Source organism: Nocardia sp. CWNU-33, assembly GCF_046764895.1.
Lineage (GTDB): Bacteria > Actinomycetota > Actinomycetes > Mycobacteriales > Mycobacteriaceae > Nocardia.
In genome coordinates this window covers 179996-197923 of record NZ_JBKOQN010000003.1, presented here as the reverse complement: position 1 = coordinate 197923, position 17928 = coordinate 179996, and the positions used below count along the sequence as shown (strand labels likewise).

The window sequence follows — 17928 nt, the reverse complement described above, 5'->3', positions numbered from 1 at the left end:
CCGTCGGCTCGGGTCGGATTCGCCTCGGCTATGCCTCGCCCAGCTCCTCCAGCCAGCGCCGTATCTCCTCCGCGGCGGCAGCGGACTCCGTGCCGATGATCGAGAAGTGGTCTGCGTCGATTTCGGCCCTCTTGCCGGTGTGCATCCACGCGGGCACCGGCTCGGCGAGATCGAGGCCGGGCAGCTGCGTCGCGGCCCGCAGGTCGAACGTCGGCGCCGCGATCGACACGGGGTGCCGTTTGTCGAATAGCTGCGCGTACTTCGCCATGGCGATGAGGCCGTGATCGCCGATCTCGGTGACCTCGTCGCCGAGATCGAGCACAGAGCCGATCGCGGTCACCAGAACCCGACGATTCTGCTCAGGGTCGTCAGGTGAATAGGTGTCGAGCAGGATCACCGCTGCAGGCCCACGCCCGGTCTGCTCGAGCCGATGCGCCAGCGCATGTGCGATCGCGCCGCCGGCCGAATAGCCGACGAGAACGATCGGGCGCAGGCTGTCGGCGCCCGCAACAGCCGCCGCCAGGTAATCCAGCAGCACCTCCCATGATTCGGGCAGCGGTTCGCCCGGTTGAGTTCCCGGCAGGCGCAGCGCGGCGATCGTGCGGTCCGCGCCCAGCTCGCGCGCCAGACCGCCGAACTGGTGCGGTCCGGTGCCGACCACGAACGAAGGAACGCAGATGAGCGAGAGCCGGGAGGTGCCCCTGCTCAGTGGGATCGGAGCAGGCTGGACCAGCAGCTCGGTGCCGCTGGGGAAGGTGTCGACGAGCTTGGCGCTCTCCAACAGCATCGGTATCGCGGTCTCGACGCTCCCGCGCCGGTGTGCGGCAAGAACCAGCTCGGTGAGCCCGCCTCGGTTCCGTGGCGCAGTCCCGGCTTTCACGCGCGCCACCGTGGGTGCGACCACGGCGTCCACCGTGGTCGGCAAGATCTCGGGGATCCGCGAGCACAGATAGTCGGCCAGTCCCGCAGCGGTGGGATGGTCGAAGATGAGGGTGGAAGGCAAGGCCAAGCCGGTCGCCTTGGCGAGCCGATTGCGGAAATCGACGCCCGCGAGCGAGTCGAAACCCAGCTCCGTGAACGGAGCCGCCGGATCGATCACGTCCCCGGATTTATGTCCGAGACTCGCGGCGACATGTTCGCGAACCGTCGCGAGCACAACGCCCGCTCGGTCGGCTTCGGGTGCGCCGGCCAGCTGCTGCGCCAACGACCGCACACTGGTTGCGCGGCGCGGCGCCGCGGTGACCAGGGTGCTGAGCATCCTCGGCAGTGCACCCGCGGCGGCCTGCGCGGTGAGTGCCGCCATATCGAGACGCACACCGATGCTCGTCGGTAGACCGGCGGCCAGCGCGGCGTCGAGCAGCGACATCCCGTACTCGTCGTCGAGGGGGATCGCCCCTTCTCGACGCAGTCGCGCGATATCGGCCTCGGTGAGGGTGCTGGTCATACCACTGGTCGCGCGCCACGGACCCCACGCGATGGATGTCGCGGGGAGACCGTGGTGGTGCCGGTGTTCGGCGACCGCGTCCAGGAACGCGTTCGCCGCCGCGTAGTTGGCCTGGCCCGGGCTGCCGATCGTCCCCGCGAACGAGGAGTAGAGCACGAACATCGACAGGTCGAGGTCCTTGGTGGCCTCGTGCAGATGCCACGCCGCGTCAGCCTTGGGCCGCAGGACCGCGGCAAGCCGCTGCGCGGTCATATCGGCAAGCAGACCGTCGGCCAGCACGCCTGCGGTATGCACGACACCCATCAGCGGATGGTCCTGCGGGATGGCCGACAGCAGCTCGTCGAGTGCCGCGCGTTCGGTCACATCGCACGCGACCACCTCGACATGCGCGCCGAGCGCAGCCAATTCCGCCGCGAGCTCCGGGGCGCCCGGCGCGGCCATACCCCGCCGACTGGCCAGCAGCAGCCGCCGCACCCCATGCTCGACGACGAGATGCCTGGCCGTGAGCGCGCCCAACCCGCCGGTTCCTCCGGTGATCAACACGGTGCCGTCCGGTCGTGACGCAACGTCCTTGCCTGCGTCTATGCCACCGCGACTCAACCGAGGCGCGTACGCGACACCCTCGCGCAGCACCAGCTGAGGTTCGTCCGCGACAGCTACAGCCGCCGCGACGCCATCGTGGTAGTCGTCCCAACTGTCCACATCGACGATCGCGATCCGGCCGGGGTTCTCGTGCTGACCACTGCGCAGCAGACCCCACACCGCAGCTCCGACGAGATCCACCGGCGCACCGGCTTCCAGAGCAACCGCGTTCCTGGTGACGACGGCGATCCGCTCCTGATGGGTCAGGAGTGCGGTCACCTGCGCTGCCACGTCGACGAGCCGAGCGTGTACCGCACCCGGCACGTCCGCATCGATCGGCGTGTCGTCGAGTCGGATCACGGCCATCGGCCTGCCGTCGATCGTCACCGTCTCGCCCCCGTCGGTGCTCGCCCAGCGCACGCCGGCAACGAGGTCGCTCGGCTTCGGTGTCGGCACCGGGACCCAGCGGAGCTGGTAGGCGGCGCGGCTCAGCTCGGAAGCACCGGCGGCGCGCAGGGTCTCGATCGGGATCGGACGCATGGTCAGCGCCGCGACCTCGAAGACCGGCTCCCCGTGTGAGTCGGCGAGTGTCACCGTGATCCGATGGTTGTCCGGTCCCGCCGGACCCGACTCGGCCGCAGCCAATCTGACCCGCGCCGCCGTGGCTCCGACGGCGTGCATGTCCACGTTCTCCCACGAATAGGGCACGAAGATCTCGCCGTCGGCCGGCGCTCCGGTCAACCCGGTGAAGCGAATCGCGTGTAGTGCCGCATCCAACAGCGCGGGATGCACCCCGAACCGATCGGCCGACGAATGGTCCTGCTCCGGGAGATTCACCTCCGCGAAGACCTCACCATCGCGCCGCCACAGCGCGGTCAACCCTTGGAACAGTGGCCCATGCCCGTATCCGCGCTCGGCCAGCTCCGCATACATGCCGCCGATATCCACCCCGACCGCGCCCGCGGGCGGCCAGCTCGCGGCCATCGCCGTCGCGTCGCTCCGGGCCGGCGACGCCGGTGCGACAAGGGTTCCCGTCGCATGGCGAGCCCACTGCGCCCGCTCCGACGCAACCTCGCGCTGCGGACGCGAATACACCGAAACAAGGCGGGCGCCGGTGTCATCGGGTCCGTCCGCAACCACCCGCAGCTCGACGGCGCCCTCGGAGGGCACCGCAAGCGGCGCGGTCACGACCAGTTCGGCAAGTCGCCTGCTGCCGGTCATCGCCCCGATATGCAAGGCCAGCTCCGCGAACGCCGTGCCGGGCAGCAGCACCGTCCCGCCGATCATGTGATCGGCCAACCACGGGTGACTCGACAACGACAACCGACCCGTCAGCACCACACCATCGGTGTCGGGCAGCCAGACCGCCGCGCTCAACAGCGGATGCTCGACGTCGTCCAGACCCGAGGTCCGGACATCGCCCGTATCGGCTGCGGCCGCCAGCCAGTACCGCTGGTGCTGGAATGCGTACGTCGGCAACGAAACTCGATTCACCGAGGGCCCAGCGAACAACGACTGCCAGTCCACACCGATGCCGGCGATGTGCGCCTGCGCAAGGAATGTCACGAACCGACTCGCCTCATCGCCCACGCGACGACTCGCAGCGGCCACCAGCCATCCGGCTGGGACATCGCCGTCCTGGCTCACGTATCGGCGGGTCATGGCCGTGAGTACCGCGTCGGGTCCGATTTCGAGGAATCGGTGCACGCCGGTGTCGGCGAGCGACCCGATCCCCGGCGCGAACCGGACCGCGGCACGCACCTGCCCGACCCAATACTCGGGATCGGTGAATGCCTCGCCCACCGCACCGGTTACGTTCGACACGATCGGCAGCAGCGGATCCCGGTAGGTCACCTCCTGTGCGACAGCACGGAATTGCGCGAGCATGGGTTCCATCCGCGCGGAATGGAACGCGTGGCTGACCCGCAATCGCGTCGTCTTGCTGCCCTGCCCCGACAACGTCCGCTCCACCTCGTCGATGGCGTCCGCGTCACCGGAGATCACCACGGCGTCCGGACCGTTCACGGCAGCGATCGATGCCCGGTCTCCGAAGCCGGTGAGCAGCTGTGCCGCCTCGGTTTCCGGCAGCGCTATCGCGAGCATCGCGCCGCCCTCCGGCAGCGCACCCATCAAACGACCACGCGCCGCCACCAGGGCACACGCATCCGACAGCGACCACACCCCTGCCACGTACGCGGCAACCAACTCGCCGATCGAATGCCCGATCAGCACATCCGGGATGACGCCGAACGACTCCACCAGCCGGAACAACGCCACTTCGAACGCGAACAGTGCGGGCTGGGTGAACTCCGTCCGATCCAATACACCCTCGGGATCGGCGAACATCACCTCCCGCAATGACAGCGCGGAGCTCGTCGAGGGGTGGTCGGATGACCGGCCGGCCTGGCCGAGGTGGCGATCGAACTCGGCACACACCTCGTCCAAGGCGGCCGCGAAGACGGGGAACGCCGCAGACAGCTCCGCCCCCATGCCCACCCGCTGCGCACCCTGGCCGGTGAACACGAACGCCGTCTTCCCGGACCCAACCGTTCCTTCGACCACGCCGGAGGACGACGAACCCGTCGCCAACTCCGCCAGTTCGGCAAGCAGCTGTTCCCGGTCCCGGCCGACAACCGCGCCGCGCCATTCCAGCTGTGCACGTGTTTCGATCAACGACCGCGCGACGCTCGGCGCATCGACTTCCGGATGGTCGACCAACCACGCCCGCAATCGGTCCGCCTGAGCCCGCAGACTTGCCTCGGATTTCGCCGACACCAGCCACGCGACCACACCCTCATGCGAGGACGTCGGGACCGCCGTCGAGGACCGCGCGTCGCGCATGGGCGCAGGTGCTTCCTCCACGATCACATGCGCGTTCGTGCCACTGATACCGAACGAGGACACACCCGCCCGACGCACCCGCTCCCCCGCGGGCCACGGCTCCGACTCCGTCAGCAAACGCACCGAACCCGCCGACCAATCCACATGCGGCGACGGCGCATCCACATGCAACGTCTTCGGCAACACCTCGTTCCGCAGCGCCTGCACCATCTTGATAACGCCACCCACGCCGGAAGCCGCGACCGAGTGCCCGATATTCGACTTCAACGATCCGATCCGGACCGGTTCCGTGCGCCCTTGCCCGTAGGTGGCGATCAAGGCCTGCGCCTCGATCGGATCACCCAACGGTGTGCCCGTCCCGTGCGCCTCGACCACATCGATATCGGCGGGATCCAGCCCGGCGACCGCCAATGCCGCCTCGATTACCCGCTCCTGCGACGGACCGTTCGGCGCGGTCAGACCATTGGACGCGCCGTCCTGATTCACCGCCGAACCACGGATCACGGCGAGCACGTTGTGACCGAGCCGCTGCGCATCCGACAACCGCTCGATGGCAAGCACGCCGACGCCCTCCGACCAGCCGACACCGTCGGCGCCGTCGGAGAAGGACTTGCAGCGGCCATCGGGCGCCAGACCACGCTGACGTGCGAAGTCCACGTACAGCTCTGGGCTCCCCGAGATCGTGACACCGCCCGCGAGCACCAGCGTGGTCTCCCCATTGCGCAGTGCCTGGCACGCCAGGTGCAGCGCAACCAGCGACGACGAGCACGCCGTGTCCACCGTGATGGCAGGTCCCTGCAAACCGAACACGTAAGCGACCCGGCCCGAGGTGACGCTGTCCGAGTTCCCGGTCATCCGGAAACCTTCGTGTTCGCCGGTCACCCGCTCGGCATACCCGGACGGGGTGGCGCCGACGAACACCCCGGTATCGCTGCCACGCAGCGACGTCGGATCGATGCCCGCGTCTTCCAATGCCTCCCAGGCGGCCTCGAGCATCAGCCGCTGCTGCGGATCCATTGCCGTCGCTTCGCGCGGACTGATACCGAAGAAACCGGCGTCGAAAGCACCCGCCGCGGTGAGGAATCCGCCTTCCCGGACATAGGTGGTGCCTGGTTCGTCCGGGTCCGGGTTGATCAGCCGCTCGAGATCCCAGCCCCGGTCCGAGGGGAAGGGCGTGATCGCGTCCCTACCGGCCGCCACCAGATCCCAGAGCTGTTCAGGGGATCCGACGCCGCCGGGATAACGACAGCTCATTCCGACGATGGCGATCGGTTCGTCCGTCCGCGTCCGGCGCACGGTTCTCGTCGGCCGTCGTTGCGCGGCGGGGGTATCCCCGATCCGGGACACCAGGAACGCCGCCACCGCCCGAGCGGTGGGGTGGTCGAAGACGAGGGTCGATGGCAGCGACAATCCGGTGGCCTTGGCGAGCCGATTCCGGAATTCCACACCGGCCAACGAGTCGAAGCCCAACTCGGTGAAGGCGGCCTCCGACTCGATCGCCTCGGCGGAGGCATGCCCGAGCACCGCCGCCGCCTGCTCCCGCACCACTTCGAGCGCCACCTCGTCGCGCTCGGCGACCGACGCCGACGCCAGCCGCCCCACCACCGATCCGATGTTCCCGCGCGACCGGGTTTGCGCCGAAACCAGCGGACTCAGCACCTTCGGCAGTGATCCCGCTGCGGCCTGTTCCGCAAGTCCTGTCGCATCGAATTCCGCACCGACCACCAGCGCCGCATCGGCGGTGACCGCCGCGTCGAACAAGGCCAGCCCGGTCGTGTCGCCGAGCGCACGGAAACCCAACCGCCGCAACCGCTCCAAACCGGCCGCACCCAGCTCACCTGTCATACCGGTGTTTGCGTTCCACGGACCCCATGCCACCGAGACACCGGACAGACCTGCCGCCCGCCGCAGCCCGACGACCGCATCGGCGAATGCGTTCGCCGCCGCGTAGTTGCCCTGGCCCGGCGCACCGGCTAGCCCCGCGACCGACGAAAACACCACGAACGCCGAAAGATTCGACTCCCGCGTCGATTCGTGCAACAACCACGCCCCGTCCACCTTCGGACGCAACACCCGATCCAACTGCTCGGCAGTCAAGGTCTCGACGGTGCCGTCATCCACCACACCCGCGGCATGGACGACACCGGTCAACGGGAACTGCGCCGGAATTTCCGCGAGCACCGCCGCGACGGCGCTGCGATCCGCGACATCGCAGGCGGCGACGTCCACTTCGGCGCCGAGCGCCGCCAGTTCCGCGACCAGTTCGGGCACGCCGTCGGCGTCGCGACCACGTCGCGATACCAACAGCAGCCTGCGCACCCCGTGCTCGGCGGCCAGATGCCGCGCGACGAGCGCACCGAGCCCGCTGGTCCCTCCGGTCACCAGCACCGTCCCGGCCCCGAACGACACCGGGCCTGCACTCGGCGACACCGATTCCCTGCGCAACCGCGGTGCCGACAACCGGCTGCCGCGCACCGCAACCTGCGGCTCATCCGCGGCCAGCACCGCTGACACCGTGCCTGCGTCGATCTCGTCGTCGCGGTCGAGTAGCACGATCCGACCCGGATGCTCGGCCTGCACGCTGCGCACCAGCCCCGCGACAGCCGCGGACACCGGATCGGGCGACTCGCCCGGCAGCCCGAGCGCGTTATGGGTGACCACGACCAGCCGCGACCGGGCAACCCCCGAGTCCGCCAGCCACGACCGCAACAGGCCGAGCGCTTCCGCGACGGTTCTGCGGCCCGCCTCAGCCACATTCACGACGTCGGATTCGTCGTCACCGACCACCCAGACGATTGTTTCCGCGACCGCATCGGTATCGGCCGGGTCGTGCACCTGAGCGGATCGACGATCAATCCCTGCCACATTCCCGCCGCCGAGAATGGCCATCGTCCCCGCAGGCTCGGTAGACCCCGCCGCGACCGGCACCCACTCCACGCCGTACAGCGGCACCAACGCCGAGCTCGACCGAACCCGTTCCACCGTGCGCCGCTCCACCGGATGCATCACCACGGAGTCCGCGCTCAGCACCGGCTCGCCTGCCTCGTCCACCGCATCCATCCGCATGCGGTTGCCGCCGAGCATCACCGCACGGAGCCGGACCGGCCCCGACCCGGTCCGCGCCAGGCGCAGGCCGCCGATCGAGACCGGCAGCGGAATCCGCCCCTCGGGGATGTCGTCCATGACGAAGTCGAGAGCGGGGTGCAGGCAAGCATCGAACAACGCGGGATGAATCCCGTATCCCGATGCCTGACCGGCCGTTGTCGCGTCCAACGAGACCTCGGCGAACATCTCGTCGCCGCGCCGCCACATCGTGCGCACCCCACGGAACACCGGACCGTATTCCATGCCGAGATCCGCGACCCGCCGATACAGAACCTGCTCGTCGAGTTGCACCGCACCCAAGGGCGGCCATATCTGGTCCCATCCGGTTTCGGCGTCCGCCGTAGTGTCGGCGGCGGCCAGCACCCCGCTGGCGTGTGGCACCCACGCATCGGCATCGTCGAGGTGCTCGGCCCGGGAGTAGATGGTGAAGCGGCGTCGCCCATCCGGTTCGCTCTCGCCGACAGCGACCTGCAGATCGACGGCGTGCTCTCCGAGCGCCAGTGGAATGTCCAGCAGCATCTCTTCGACGGTCCGCAGCTCGAGCCGCTCACCGATCGCTGACGCCAGCTCCAGGTAGGTGGTCGCCGGCACCACCGCGGTACCGAACACCACATGCTCGGCGATCCACGGATGACGGGCGTCGGAAAGCTGCCCGGTGAACAACCACTCGTCCTTGCCTGCCACCGGCACCGCATCCAGCAGGATCGGATGCTCGATGTTGCCCGCGGCTACCGGGCGCACCAGGTCCAGCCAGTACCGCCGACGCTGGAAGGCGTACGTCGGCAACGGAACCCGCACTGCTTCCCGGCCGGCGAGCAACGGTTCCCAGTCCACCTCGATGCCGGCGTTGTGGGCGTCGGCGAGGAACGTGAGGAACTGTGTCACCTCGTCGAAGCCGCGCCGTCCCGCGGCCGCGACCAGCGACCTCGAATCGATATCCTCGGGCAGGCACTGCCTGGTCATCGCCGTCAGTACGGCGTCGGGTCCCAATTCCAAAAACCGCCGGACACCCATGTCCACCAGGGCCTCGACGCCGTGGGCGTAGCGGACGGTGTCACGCACGTGACCGACCCAGTACCCGGGATCGGCGAAAGCCTCGCCGCCTACCACGCCGAACACGTTCGATATCACCGGCAGCAGCGACCGACCGTAAGTCACTCCTGCGGCGGCGGCCTCGAACTCCGGCAGCATCGGTTCCATCAATGCCGAATGGAAAGCGTGGCTGACCCGCAACCGCGTTGTCTTGATCCCGTCCGCGGCCAGCTGCGGTTCCAGTTCCTCGATGGCATCCTCGGCGCCGGAGATCACGATCGAGGACGGCCCGTTCACCGCCGCGATCGATAGCCGGCCACGGAACCCGGCGATGGCTCCGAGCGCCCGCGCTTCCGGGATCGCGGCGGCCAGCATCGCACCGCCGTCGGGCAGTGCGCCCATCAACCGTCCCCGCGCCACGACAAGCGCGCAGGCGTCGGCCGCAGACCACATCCCGGCCGCGTACGCGGCGACCAGCTCGCCGATCGAATGCCCGATGAGCACGTCGGGGGTGATCCCGAACGACTCCACGAGCCGTAGCAGCGCTGCCTCATAGGCGAACAGCGCAGGCTGGGTGTACTCCGTCCGATGCAGCAGATCTTCGCCCGCGGTGCCGAAGACGATGTCTTTGAGCGAAACGCCGGGCAACGAGGGCTCCAGCAACCTGTCGAACTCGGCGCACAGCTCGTCGAACGCCGACGCGAAGACCGGGAACGCCGCAGCCAGCCCGGCGCCCATACCGACACGCTGCGCGCCCTGTCCGGTGAACAGGAACGCGATCTTGCCGCCGACGGGCGTGCCCTCGGTTACGCCCGGCGCCGCCGCGCCTGCGGCCAGCTCGGCGAGGCCCGCCAGCATGGCATCCCGATCGCCCGCGACGACGGCCCCGCGCCGATCGAATCGGGCCCGGGTCGTCAGCAGCGAACGTGCCACGTCGACCAAGTCCGCTTCCGGGTGCACCGACAGCCACGCACGCAGTCGAGCGGCCTGTCCCCGCAGTCCCGCCTCGGATTTCGCCGACACCAGCAACGGCATCATGCCCGAAGCCACGGGCGGCGTGACCGGCTCCGTCGCACGCTCCTGGCCTGCTTCCTCGAGAATGATGTGGGCGTTGGTCCCGCTGATACCGAACGAGGACACCCCGGCCCGACGCACCCGCTCCACCGACGCAGGCCACGCTCGTTGCTCGGTCAGTAATCGCACCGACCCCGCCGACCAATCCACATGCGGCGACAACGCATCCACATGCAGTGTCTTCGGCAACATCTGGTGCCGCAATGCCTGCACGATCTTGATGACCCCACCGGCACCCGCAGCCGCCTGCGAATGCCCGATATTCGACTTCAACGATCCGACCCACAATGGCTCCGCACGGCCCTGCCCGTACGCGGAGATCAGGGCCTGCGCCTCGATCGGATCACCCAATGGTGTCCCGGTCCCGTGCGCCTCCACCACATCCACATCGGTGGGATCGAGCCCGGCCGACGCCAAGGCCGCTGCAATCACCCGCTCCTGCGACGGACCATTCGGCGCCGTCAAACCATTCGAGGCGCCATCCTGATTCACCGCCGAACCCCGAACCACAGCAAGCACGTTGTGACCGAGCCGCCGCGCATCCGACAACCGCTCCAACACCAACACACCGACACCCTCGGACCACCCGACACCGTCCGCCGCCGCCGAGAACGCCTTGCACCGACCGTCACCCGACAAACCACGCTGCCGCGAGAACTCGATGAACATGAACGGCGTCGACATCACCTGAGCACCACTTGCCAAGACCAGAGAGGTCTCCCCTTGACGCAGTGCCTGGCAGGCAAGATGGATGGCCACCAGCGACGACGAACACGCCGTGTCCACGGTCACCGCAGGGCCTTCCAACCCCAACGTGTAGGCCACTCGCCCCGAGAGCACACTGCTCGTCGAACCGGTGCCGACATACCCCTCGGCGACCGAACCGGCCGCCTTGGCGATCTCCTCGTAGTCCTGATACGAGACGCCGGTGACTACGCCGGTGTCGCTGCCCCGCAACGACAACGGATCAATACCGGCGTCTTCCAAAGCCTCCCATGACGCCTCCAGCAACAACCGCTGCTGCGGATCCATCGCCGCTGCCTCGCGCGGACCGATACCGAAGAACCCCGCGTCGAAATCCGCCATACCGGAAAGGAATCCGCCGCGTCGCGCGTAGGAGGTGCCGGAGTGATCGGGATCGGGATCGAACAGCCGATCCAGATCCCAGCCGCGATCGGTCGGGAACTCGCCGATCGCGTCCGTTCCGGACGCCACCAGCTCCCACAAATCCTCCGGCGAGCTGATCCCGCCGGGATACCGGCAGCTCATCCCCACGATCGCGATCGGTTCATCGGTACGGACCCGACGCGGCACGCGGGTGACGGCACGGCCGGTGTCCGCTTCTTCCAGATCACCGACATGAGACCGCACGAACGCCGCCACCGCGGTCGCGGTGGGGTAGTCGAACACCAGCGTCGACGGCAGCTGCACTCCGGTGGCTTTGGCAAGCCGATTGCGAAACTCCACTCCGGCAAGGGAATCGAAGCCGAGCTCGGCGAACGGCGCGGTGGGATCGATGGCGTCGCCGGAAATGTGACCGAGCGCGCCTGCGACCTGCTCACGAACGACGTCGAGCACGATCGCCGCACGCTCCTCGGCCGGCGCGGCGGCCAGCCGCCGCGCCAATGTGCCGCCCGTGTCCGCGGCCCGCCGCACCGGCACCGTGACGATCGAATGCAACATCCGGGGCAGGGCCCCCTCGCGTGCCTGCATCGTCAGCGCCTCGGTGTCGAACTCCGTCGCGACCACCACCGGTGCTGCCGCGACGACCGCACGATCGAACAACGCCAAGCCATCCGCCGTCTCCAACGGACGCACGCCGAGGCGGCTCATCCGCGCCATTGCCGCAGTTCCCAGACCGCTGGTCATACCGATGTTCTGGTTCCACGATCCCCACGCGATCGACACCGCGGGCAAGCCCGCCGCCCTGCGCCGCAACGCCAGCGCGTCGAGGAACGCATTCGCCGCGGCATAGTTGCCCTGTCCCGGGTTGCCCACCACTCCCGCGACCGACGAGAACAGTACGAACGCCGAAAGATCACGGTCGCTGGTCAATTCGTGCAGATGCCACGCGGCGTCCGCCTTCGACGCCAGCACCCGGTCCAGCTGCTCGGTGGTCAAGGTCTCGATGGTGCCGTCGTCGAGCACGCCCGCCGAATGGATCACCGCGCTCGGAGCGAACTCGTCGGGCAGTTCGGCGAGCAGCGCCGCCACCGCCGCACGATCGCCCACATCGCAGGCCACGACCCGCACCTGCGCGCCCGCTGCCGTCAGCTCGCTCACCAGCTCGGCAACACCGTCGGCACGCTCACCTCGCCGCGACGCCAATACCAGTCGTCGCGCACCGTGCGCATCGACGAGGTGGCGTGCCAGCTCGGCGCCGAGACCGCTGGTGCCACCGGTGATCAACACCGCGCCCGCGCCGAAGGACGACGCGTCCGCCACGGCAGAGCCCGCCTGCCGCCGCAGTCGCGGCACCCGCAGCCCACCGCTGCGCACGGCCAGCTGCGGTTCGTCCGAACCCACTGCCGCGGCGATCACATCGACTGTCGGGTTCTCCTCGACTCCCACGTCGACGAGCACGAACCGGCCCGGATGCTCGACCTGCGCACTGCGCACCAAGCCCCACACCGCCGCGCCCGCCGCATCCGGCGACTCGCCCGACACGCCCATGGCTCCACGGGTCAGCACCACCAGTCGCGAATCGCTCAACCGCTGCTCGGCCTGCCACCTCTGCAACAGCTCCAGCGCCGACCGCACCCACCTGTGGGTCCGCGCCGTCACGTCGCCGCCGGCGACAGTTTGTGGGTCGCTCGAAACAACACCGTCGGTCGAGTTGTCGCCGACAGGCGACCAGACGACGATCTCCGGAGTAGCCGCATCGTCGAGCAGCTCGATGAGCTCCGCACCCCGACGCTCGACGCCCGCGACAGTCGCACCGCCGAGTAGCGCGACCGACGCAACCGCCCCGGTCGACCCGGACGACACCGGCACCCATTCGACATCCGACAGCGACGGTCGACGACCGGCCCCGCTGTTCAGCACTTTGGCGTCCACGGGGCGGGCAACGAGCGAATCGAGACTCAACACCAGGGCCCCGGTGTCGTCGACAGCGAGGACCCGTATCCGCCCGGCTCCCCACCGCACAAGTCGAACCCGGACGGCCGTCACCCCGGTGCGGTACACCCGCGTCCCGGCGAAGGAGAACGGCAACGGCAGCCGACCCGAGGACATGTCCTGCGCCAGCCCCCCGATCGCCGCGTGGAATGCGGCGTCGAACAACGCGGGATGAATCCCGAACCCCGATGCCTGATCAGCGGTTTCGGCCGCAAGGGACACCTCGGCGAGCAGATCGTCGCCGTCGCGCCAGACCGACGTGACCCCTTGGAACGCGGGGCCGTAGCCGAGCCCCAAGTCCGCCAACTGGTCGTAGAGCCCATCGTTCGGCACCGCCTCGGCACCGGCGGGCGGCCATTCTGCGGTCGCAGCCGATCCATACCAGCCCGACTCGACCCACGTGGGAACGCTCTGTGCAACCGGAGCCAGCACGCCGTTGGCATGCGACACCCATTCGCCCGCATCGGGATTCCCGTCGGCAACGGCACGCGAGTGGATCACGAACCGGCGGCGGCCCGCGCCGTCGGTGGGTTCGACACCGAGCTGGATGTCGACCGCAGTGCCTGCCTCGAATAGCAGCGGCGCTTCCAGCAGCAGTTCCTCGACAAAGTCGACCCCGAGCCGCATGCCCGCGGTCGACGCAAGTTCCACAAAGCCGGTCCCGGGCAGCAACACCGAGCCGAACACCGCGTGATCGGCCAACCACGGGTGGGTCAGCAACGACACCCGTCCGGTGAACAGCCATTCGTCCTTGCCCGCCAACGACACCATGCCGGTCAAGATCGGATGATCCGATGACCCGACCGATGCGTTAGCAACGAGTGGCTCCAACCAGTACCGCTGACGCTGAAACGCGTACGTGGGCAATGACACCCGGTGCAGAGACCGCCCCGCGAACATCGGTCGCCAATCCACGCCGACACCGGTGGTGTGCGCTTGCCCCAGCAGCGTCACACACTGCGTCACCTCGTCGACCGAGCGTCGAGAGGCGGCGACCACCACCGAGTCCGCCTCGACCTCCGGGTGTTCGGCCAGACACTGGCGAGTCATCGAGGTCAGCACCGCATCCGGGCCCACCTCGACAAACCGCCGCACCCCTGCCGCGACGAGAGCGTCCACGCCGGGCGCGAATCGCACACACCCGCGCACCTGCTCGACCCAGTACTCCGGATCGGTCACCTCGACTCCGACCACAGCACCGGAAACATTCGACATCATCGGAACAATCGGCGTTCGATACGTCAGACCCGAAGCAACGAAGCGGAATTCGGCCAGCATGGGTTCCATCCGCGCGGAATGGAACGCGTGGCTGACCCGCAATCGCGATGTCTTGACACCCGCGCCGGCCAGCCCGCGCTCCGCCGCTTCGACAACGTCCACGTCACCGGACAGCACCACCGACGCGGGACCGTTCACGGCCGCGACCGACAACCGATTCCCGTACTCCGCCACGATGTCGACCGCACGCTGCTCGGTCACCGCCGCCGCGAGCATCGCGCCGCCCGCAGGCAGCGCACCCATCAAACGACCGCGCGCCGCCACCAACGCACACGCGTCCGCAAGCGACCACACCCCTGCCACGTAGGCGGCCGCCAACTCGCCGATCGAATGCCCGATCAACACATCCGGTGTGATGCCGAAGGACTCGACGAGCCGGAACATCGCCACCTCGAAGGCGAACAACGCAGGCTGCGTCCACTCCGTCCGATCCAGCACACCTTCGGGATCGGTGAACATCACCTGCCGCAATGACACCGCGGAGCTCGTCGAGGAGCGGTGGTCGGATGCCGGATCGGCCCCGCCGAGGTGCCGATCGAACTCGGCACACACCTCGTCCAGCGCCGCCGCGAACACCGGGAACGCCACATACAGCTCCGCCCCCATCCCGACACGCTGGGCACCCTGACCCGTGAACGCGAATGCCGTCCGACCCCCGACAGTCAGACCGGACGACACGGCACCCGACGCCAGCTCGGCCAACCCCGCAACCAGTTGCTCCCGATCGCGACCGACCACCGCGCCCCGCAAGTCCCACTGGGCCCTGGAATCGATCAGCGACGAGGCCACACTCCACAAGTCCGCATCCGGGTGGTCGAGCAGCCACTGCCGCAACCGATTCGCCTGGCCGCGCAGCGCTTCGCCGGACTTGGCCGACACCAGCAACGGCACCACATCCGCGGCGACGGTTTCGGATTCGGCAGGCGATGTCGACGAAACCGGGTCGCCCGCGGCGGTCCCTTCGGCTGACCCGCCGACGGGCGCAGGTGCTTCCTCCACGATCACATGCGCGTTCGTGCCACTGATACCGAACGAGGACACACCCGCCCGACGCACCCGCTCCCCCGCGGGCCACGGCTCCGACTCCGTCAGCAAACGCACCGAACCCGCCGACCAATCCACATGCGGCGACGGCGCATCCACATGCAACGTCTTCGGCAACACCTCGTTCCGCAGCGCCTGCACGATCTTGATGACCCCGGCTGCACCCGCAGCCGCCTGCGAATGCCCGATATTCGACTTCAACGATCCGATCCGGATCGGTTCCGCACGATCCTGTCCATATGCCGCGATCAGCGCCTGCGCCTCGATCGGATCACCCAACGAAGTGCCCGTCCCGTGCGCCTCCACCACATCCACATCGACAGGAGCCAATCCGGCAGCAGCCAGCGCCGCAGCGATCACCCGCTCCTGCGACGGACCATTCGGCGCCGTCAAACCATTCGACGCACCATCCTGATTCACCGCCGAACCCCGAACCACAGCAAGCACGTTGTGACCGAGCCGCCGCGCATCCGACAACCGCTCCAACACCAACACACCGACACCCTCGGACCACCCGACACCGTCCGCCGCCGCCGAGAAGGACTTGCATCGACCGTCAGGCGACAGACCACGCTGCCGGGAGAACTCGATGAACAAATACGGTGTCGACATCACGGTCACACCGCCGGCCAACACGAGCGAAGTCTCTCCACGCCGCAGTGCCTGGCAAGCCAGATGGATCGCGACCAGCGACGACGAACACGCCGTATCCACCGTCACCGCAGGGCCTTCCAGCCCCAACGTATACGCCACTCGACCCGACACCACGCTGCCCGCCGAGCCGACGCCCGCGTACCCCTCGTAGGCCGGACCCGCAGCCCTTGTCTTGTGCTCGTAGTCCTCGTACATCACCCCCGCGATGACGCCGGTGTCGCTGCCCCGCAACGACAACGGATCGATACCCGCGTCCTCCAGCGCTTCCCACGACGCCTCCAGCAACAACCGCTGCTGCGGATCCATCGCCGCTGCCTCGCGCGGACCGATCCCGAAGAACCCCGCGTCGAAATCGCCGACATCGCGCAAGAAGGCGCCCTCCCGCGTGTACACCTTCCCGAACCGGTCGGGATCGGGATCGAACAACCCCGCGACATCCCAACCCCGATCCACCGGAAACTCGCCGACGGCGTCCGAACCGGACGCGACCAGATCCCACAGCTGTCCCGGCGATTCGATGCCACCCGGGTAGCGGCAGCTCATACCGACGATCGCAATCGGCTCGTCGATGCGTTCCCGCAGCTGGGTCAGATCGTCGCGAGTCGTGAGGAGCTCGACGGTGACCTTCTTCAGATACTCCAACATGCGGTCGGACGAATCGCCGGTGCCTGTGTCCACGTTTCACATCCAGGGGTATTTCGGGGTTGACAAAGAAGCCCGGCGGCAGGAGCGACGCGGGCTAGCGGGTTACCGAAGATCGTTCGGTCAGGTGTCGGTGATGAGGCGGCGACTCGATGAGGTGGCGGGCGCGCGGTGAATCGGCAGACTCGCGGCCATGGAGGGCGAAGGATCGGTGCGCAGACCTCGACGTACGGCCGCGGTTCCGCGGTTCCGTCGGTGAACGTTGTCGCTGGTTATCGAGACGTAGTCCATGGGAACGTTCCCTTTCACCACACTGAAAGGCGGGCTGGCAACGTCATGGAAATTGCCCGGCTCGATACCCGCAGCCGGTACTTCGCCTGCACAGAAGACGAAATCAGTGCTCATCAAAATCTCTCTCCGCCAAGCAAACCCCAGGATATGCGTCCAGTTGCCTGCTGAGAGTTAGCCTGCCAGCCGAATCGGTTCCTCGCAACCGATGTACCGCCCTTTGATGTGCCACCCTTCGGCGGCTCGTCGATCCTGTGTCGAACCGGCCACCGCCGCATGAACGATCGGTAACAAAGGCGGCCGGTGCACCACGGGCCGAAGAAGCGTCGTCGTGCAGCGGCATCCGGTTCTGCGTGATCACGGCGATACTAGTCATGTCAACAATCATCGATCCGCCGATTATGTTGCGCACCAACGTTTCTCATTGGTCGGTCGCGTACGGACCGCCGAGTCACACGCTCGCCGAGGGACCACACCGGAGGCGTGGCAGGCATTCGCCAGATGTTCGCGATCGGGAGGTATCGACGTTCCACTGCGAGGATCCGGCGGCCGACCAGCCCGACCAAGATCGAATCAGCAACCCTTCGTCCACACGGTGGGCGTGCGGCGCGTCGTGCGGTCCGGACTCCCCAGTGACGGGGAGCTCGTCCACATCCCGGAACAACGAAAAAAGCCGTAGTCCCGAGATACTCTCCGGACTACGGCTTTCACATACTAAAACTGTGGGCGAAGGGGGACTTGAACCCCCACGTCCCGAAGGACACTGGCACCTGAAGCCAGCGCGTCTGCCATTCCGCCACTCGCCCGAGCGACTGGGAGACAGTATC

General features: G+C 68.1%; 1 protein-coding gene and 1 tRNA gene. Both read right to left on the bottom strand.

Annotated elements, in window-relative coordinates; translation table 11 throughout:
• Window positions 1-28 precede the first annotated feature (28 nt).
• Window positions 29-16816: a type I polyketide synthase gene (locus tag ACLMAL_RS05195; RefSeq protein WP_411998146.1), complete on the bottom strand. Its 16788-nt coding sequence runs from the start codon at window positions 16814-16816 to the stop codon at window positions 29-31.
• Between the two features lie 1008 nt (window positions 16817-17824).
• Window positions 17825-17907: transfer RNA gene (locus ACLMAL_RS05190), tRNA-Leu, on the bottom strand.
• Window positions 17908-17928: the final 21 nt, after the last annotated feature.

Coding starts and splice junctions, on each gene's coding strand:
- ACLMAL_RS05195 (WP_411998146.1), bottom strand. CDS start 16,816: ATGTTGGAGTATCTGAAGAAGGTCACCGTCGAGCTCCTCACGACTCGC.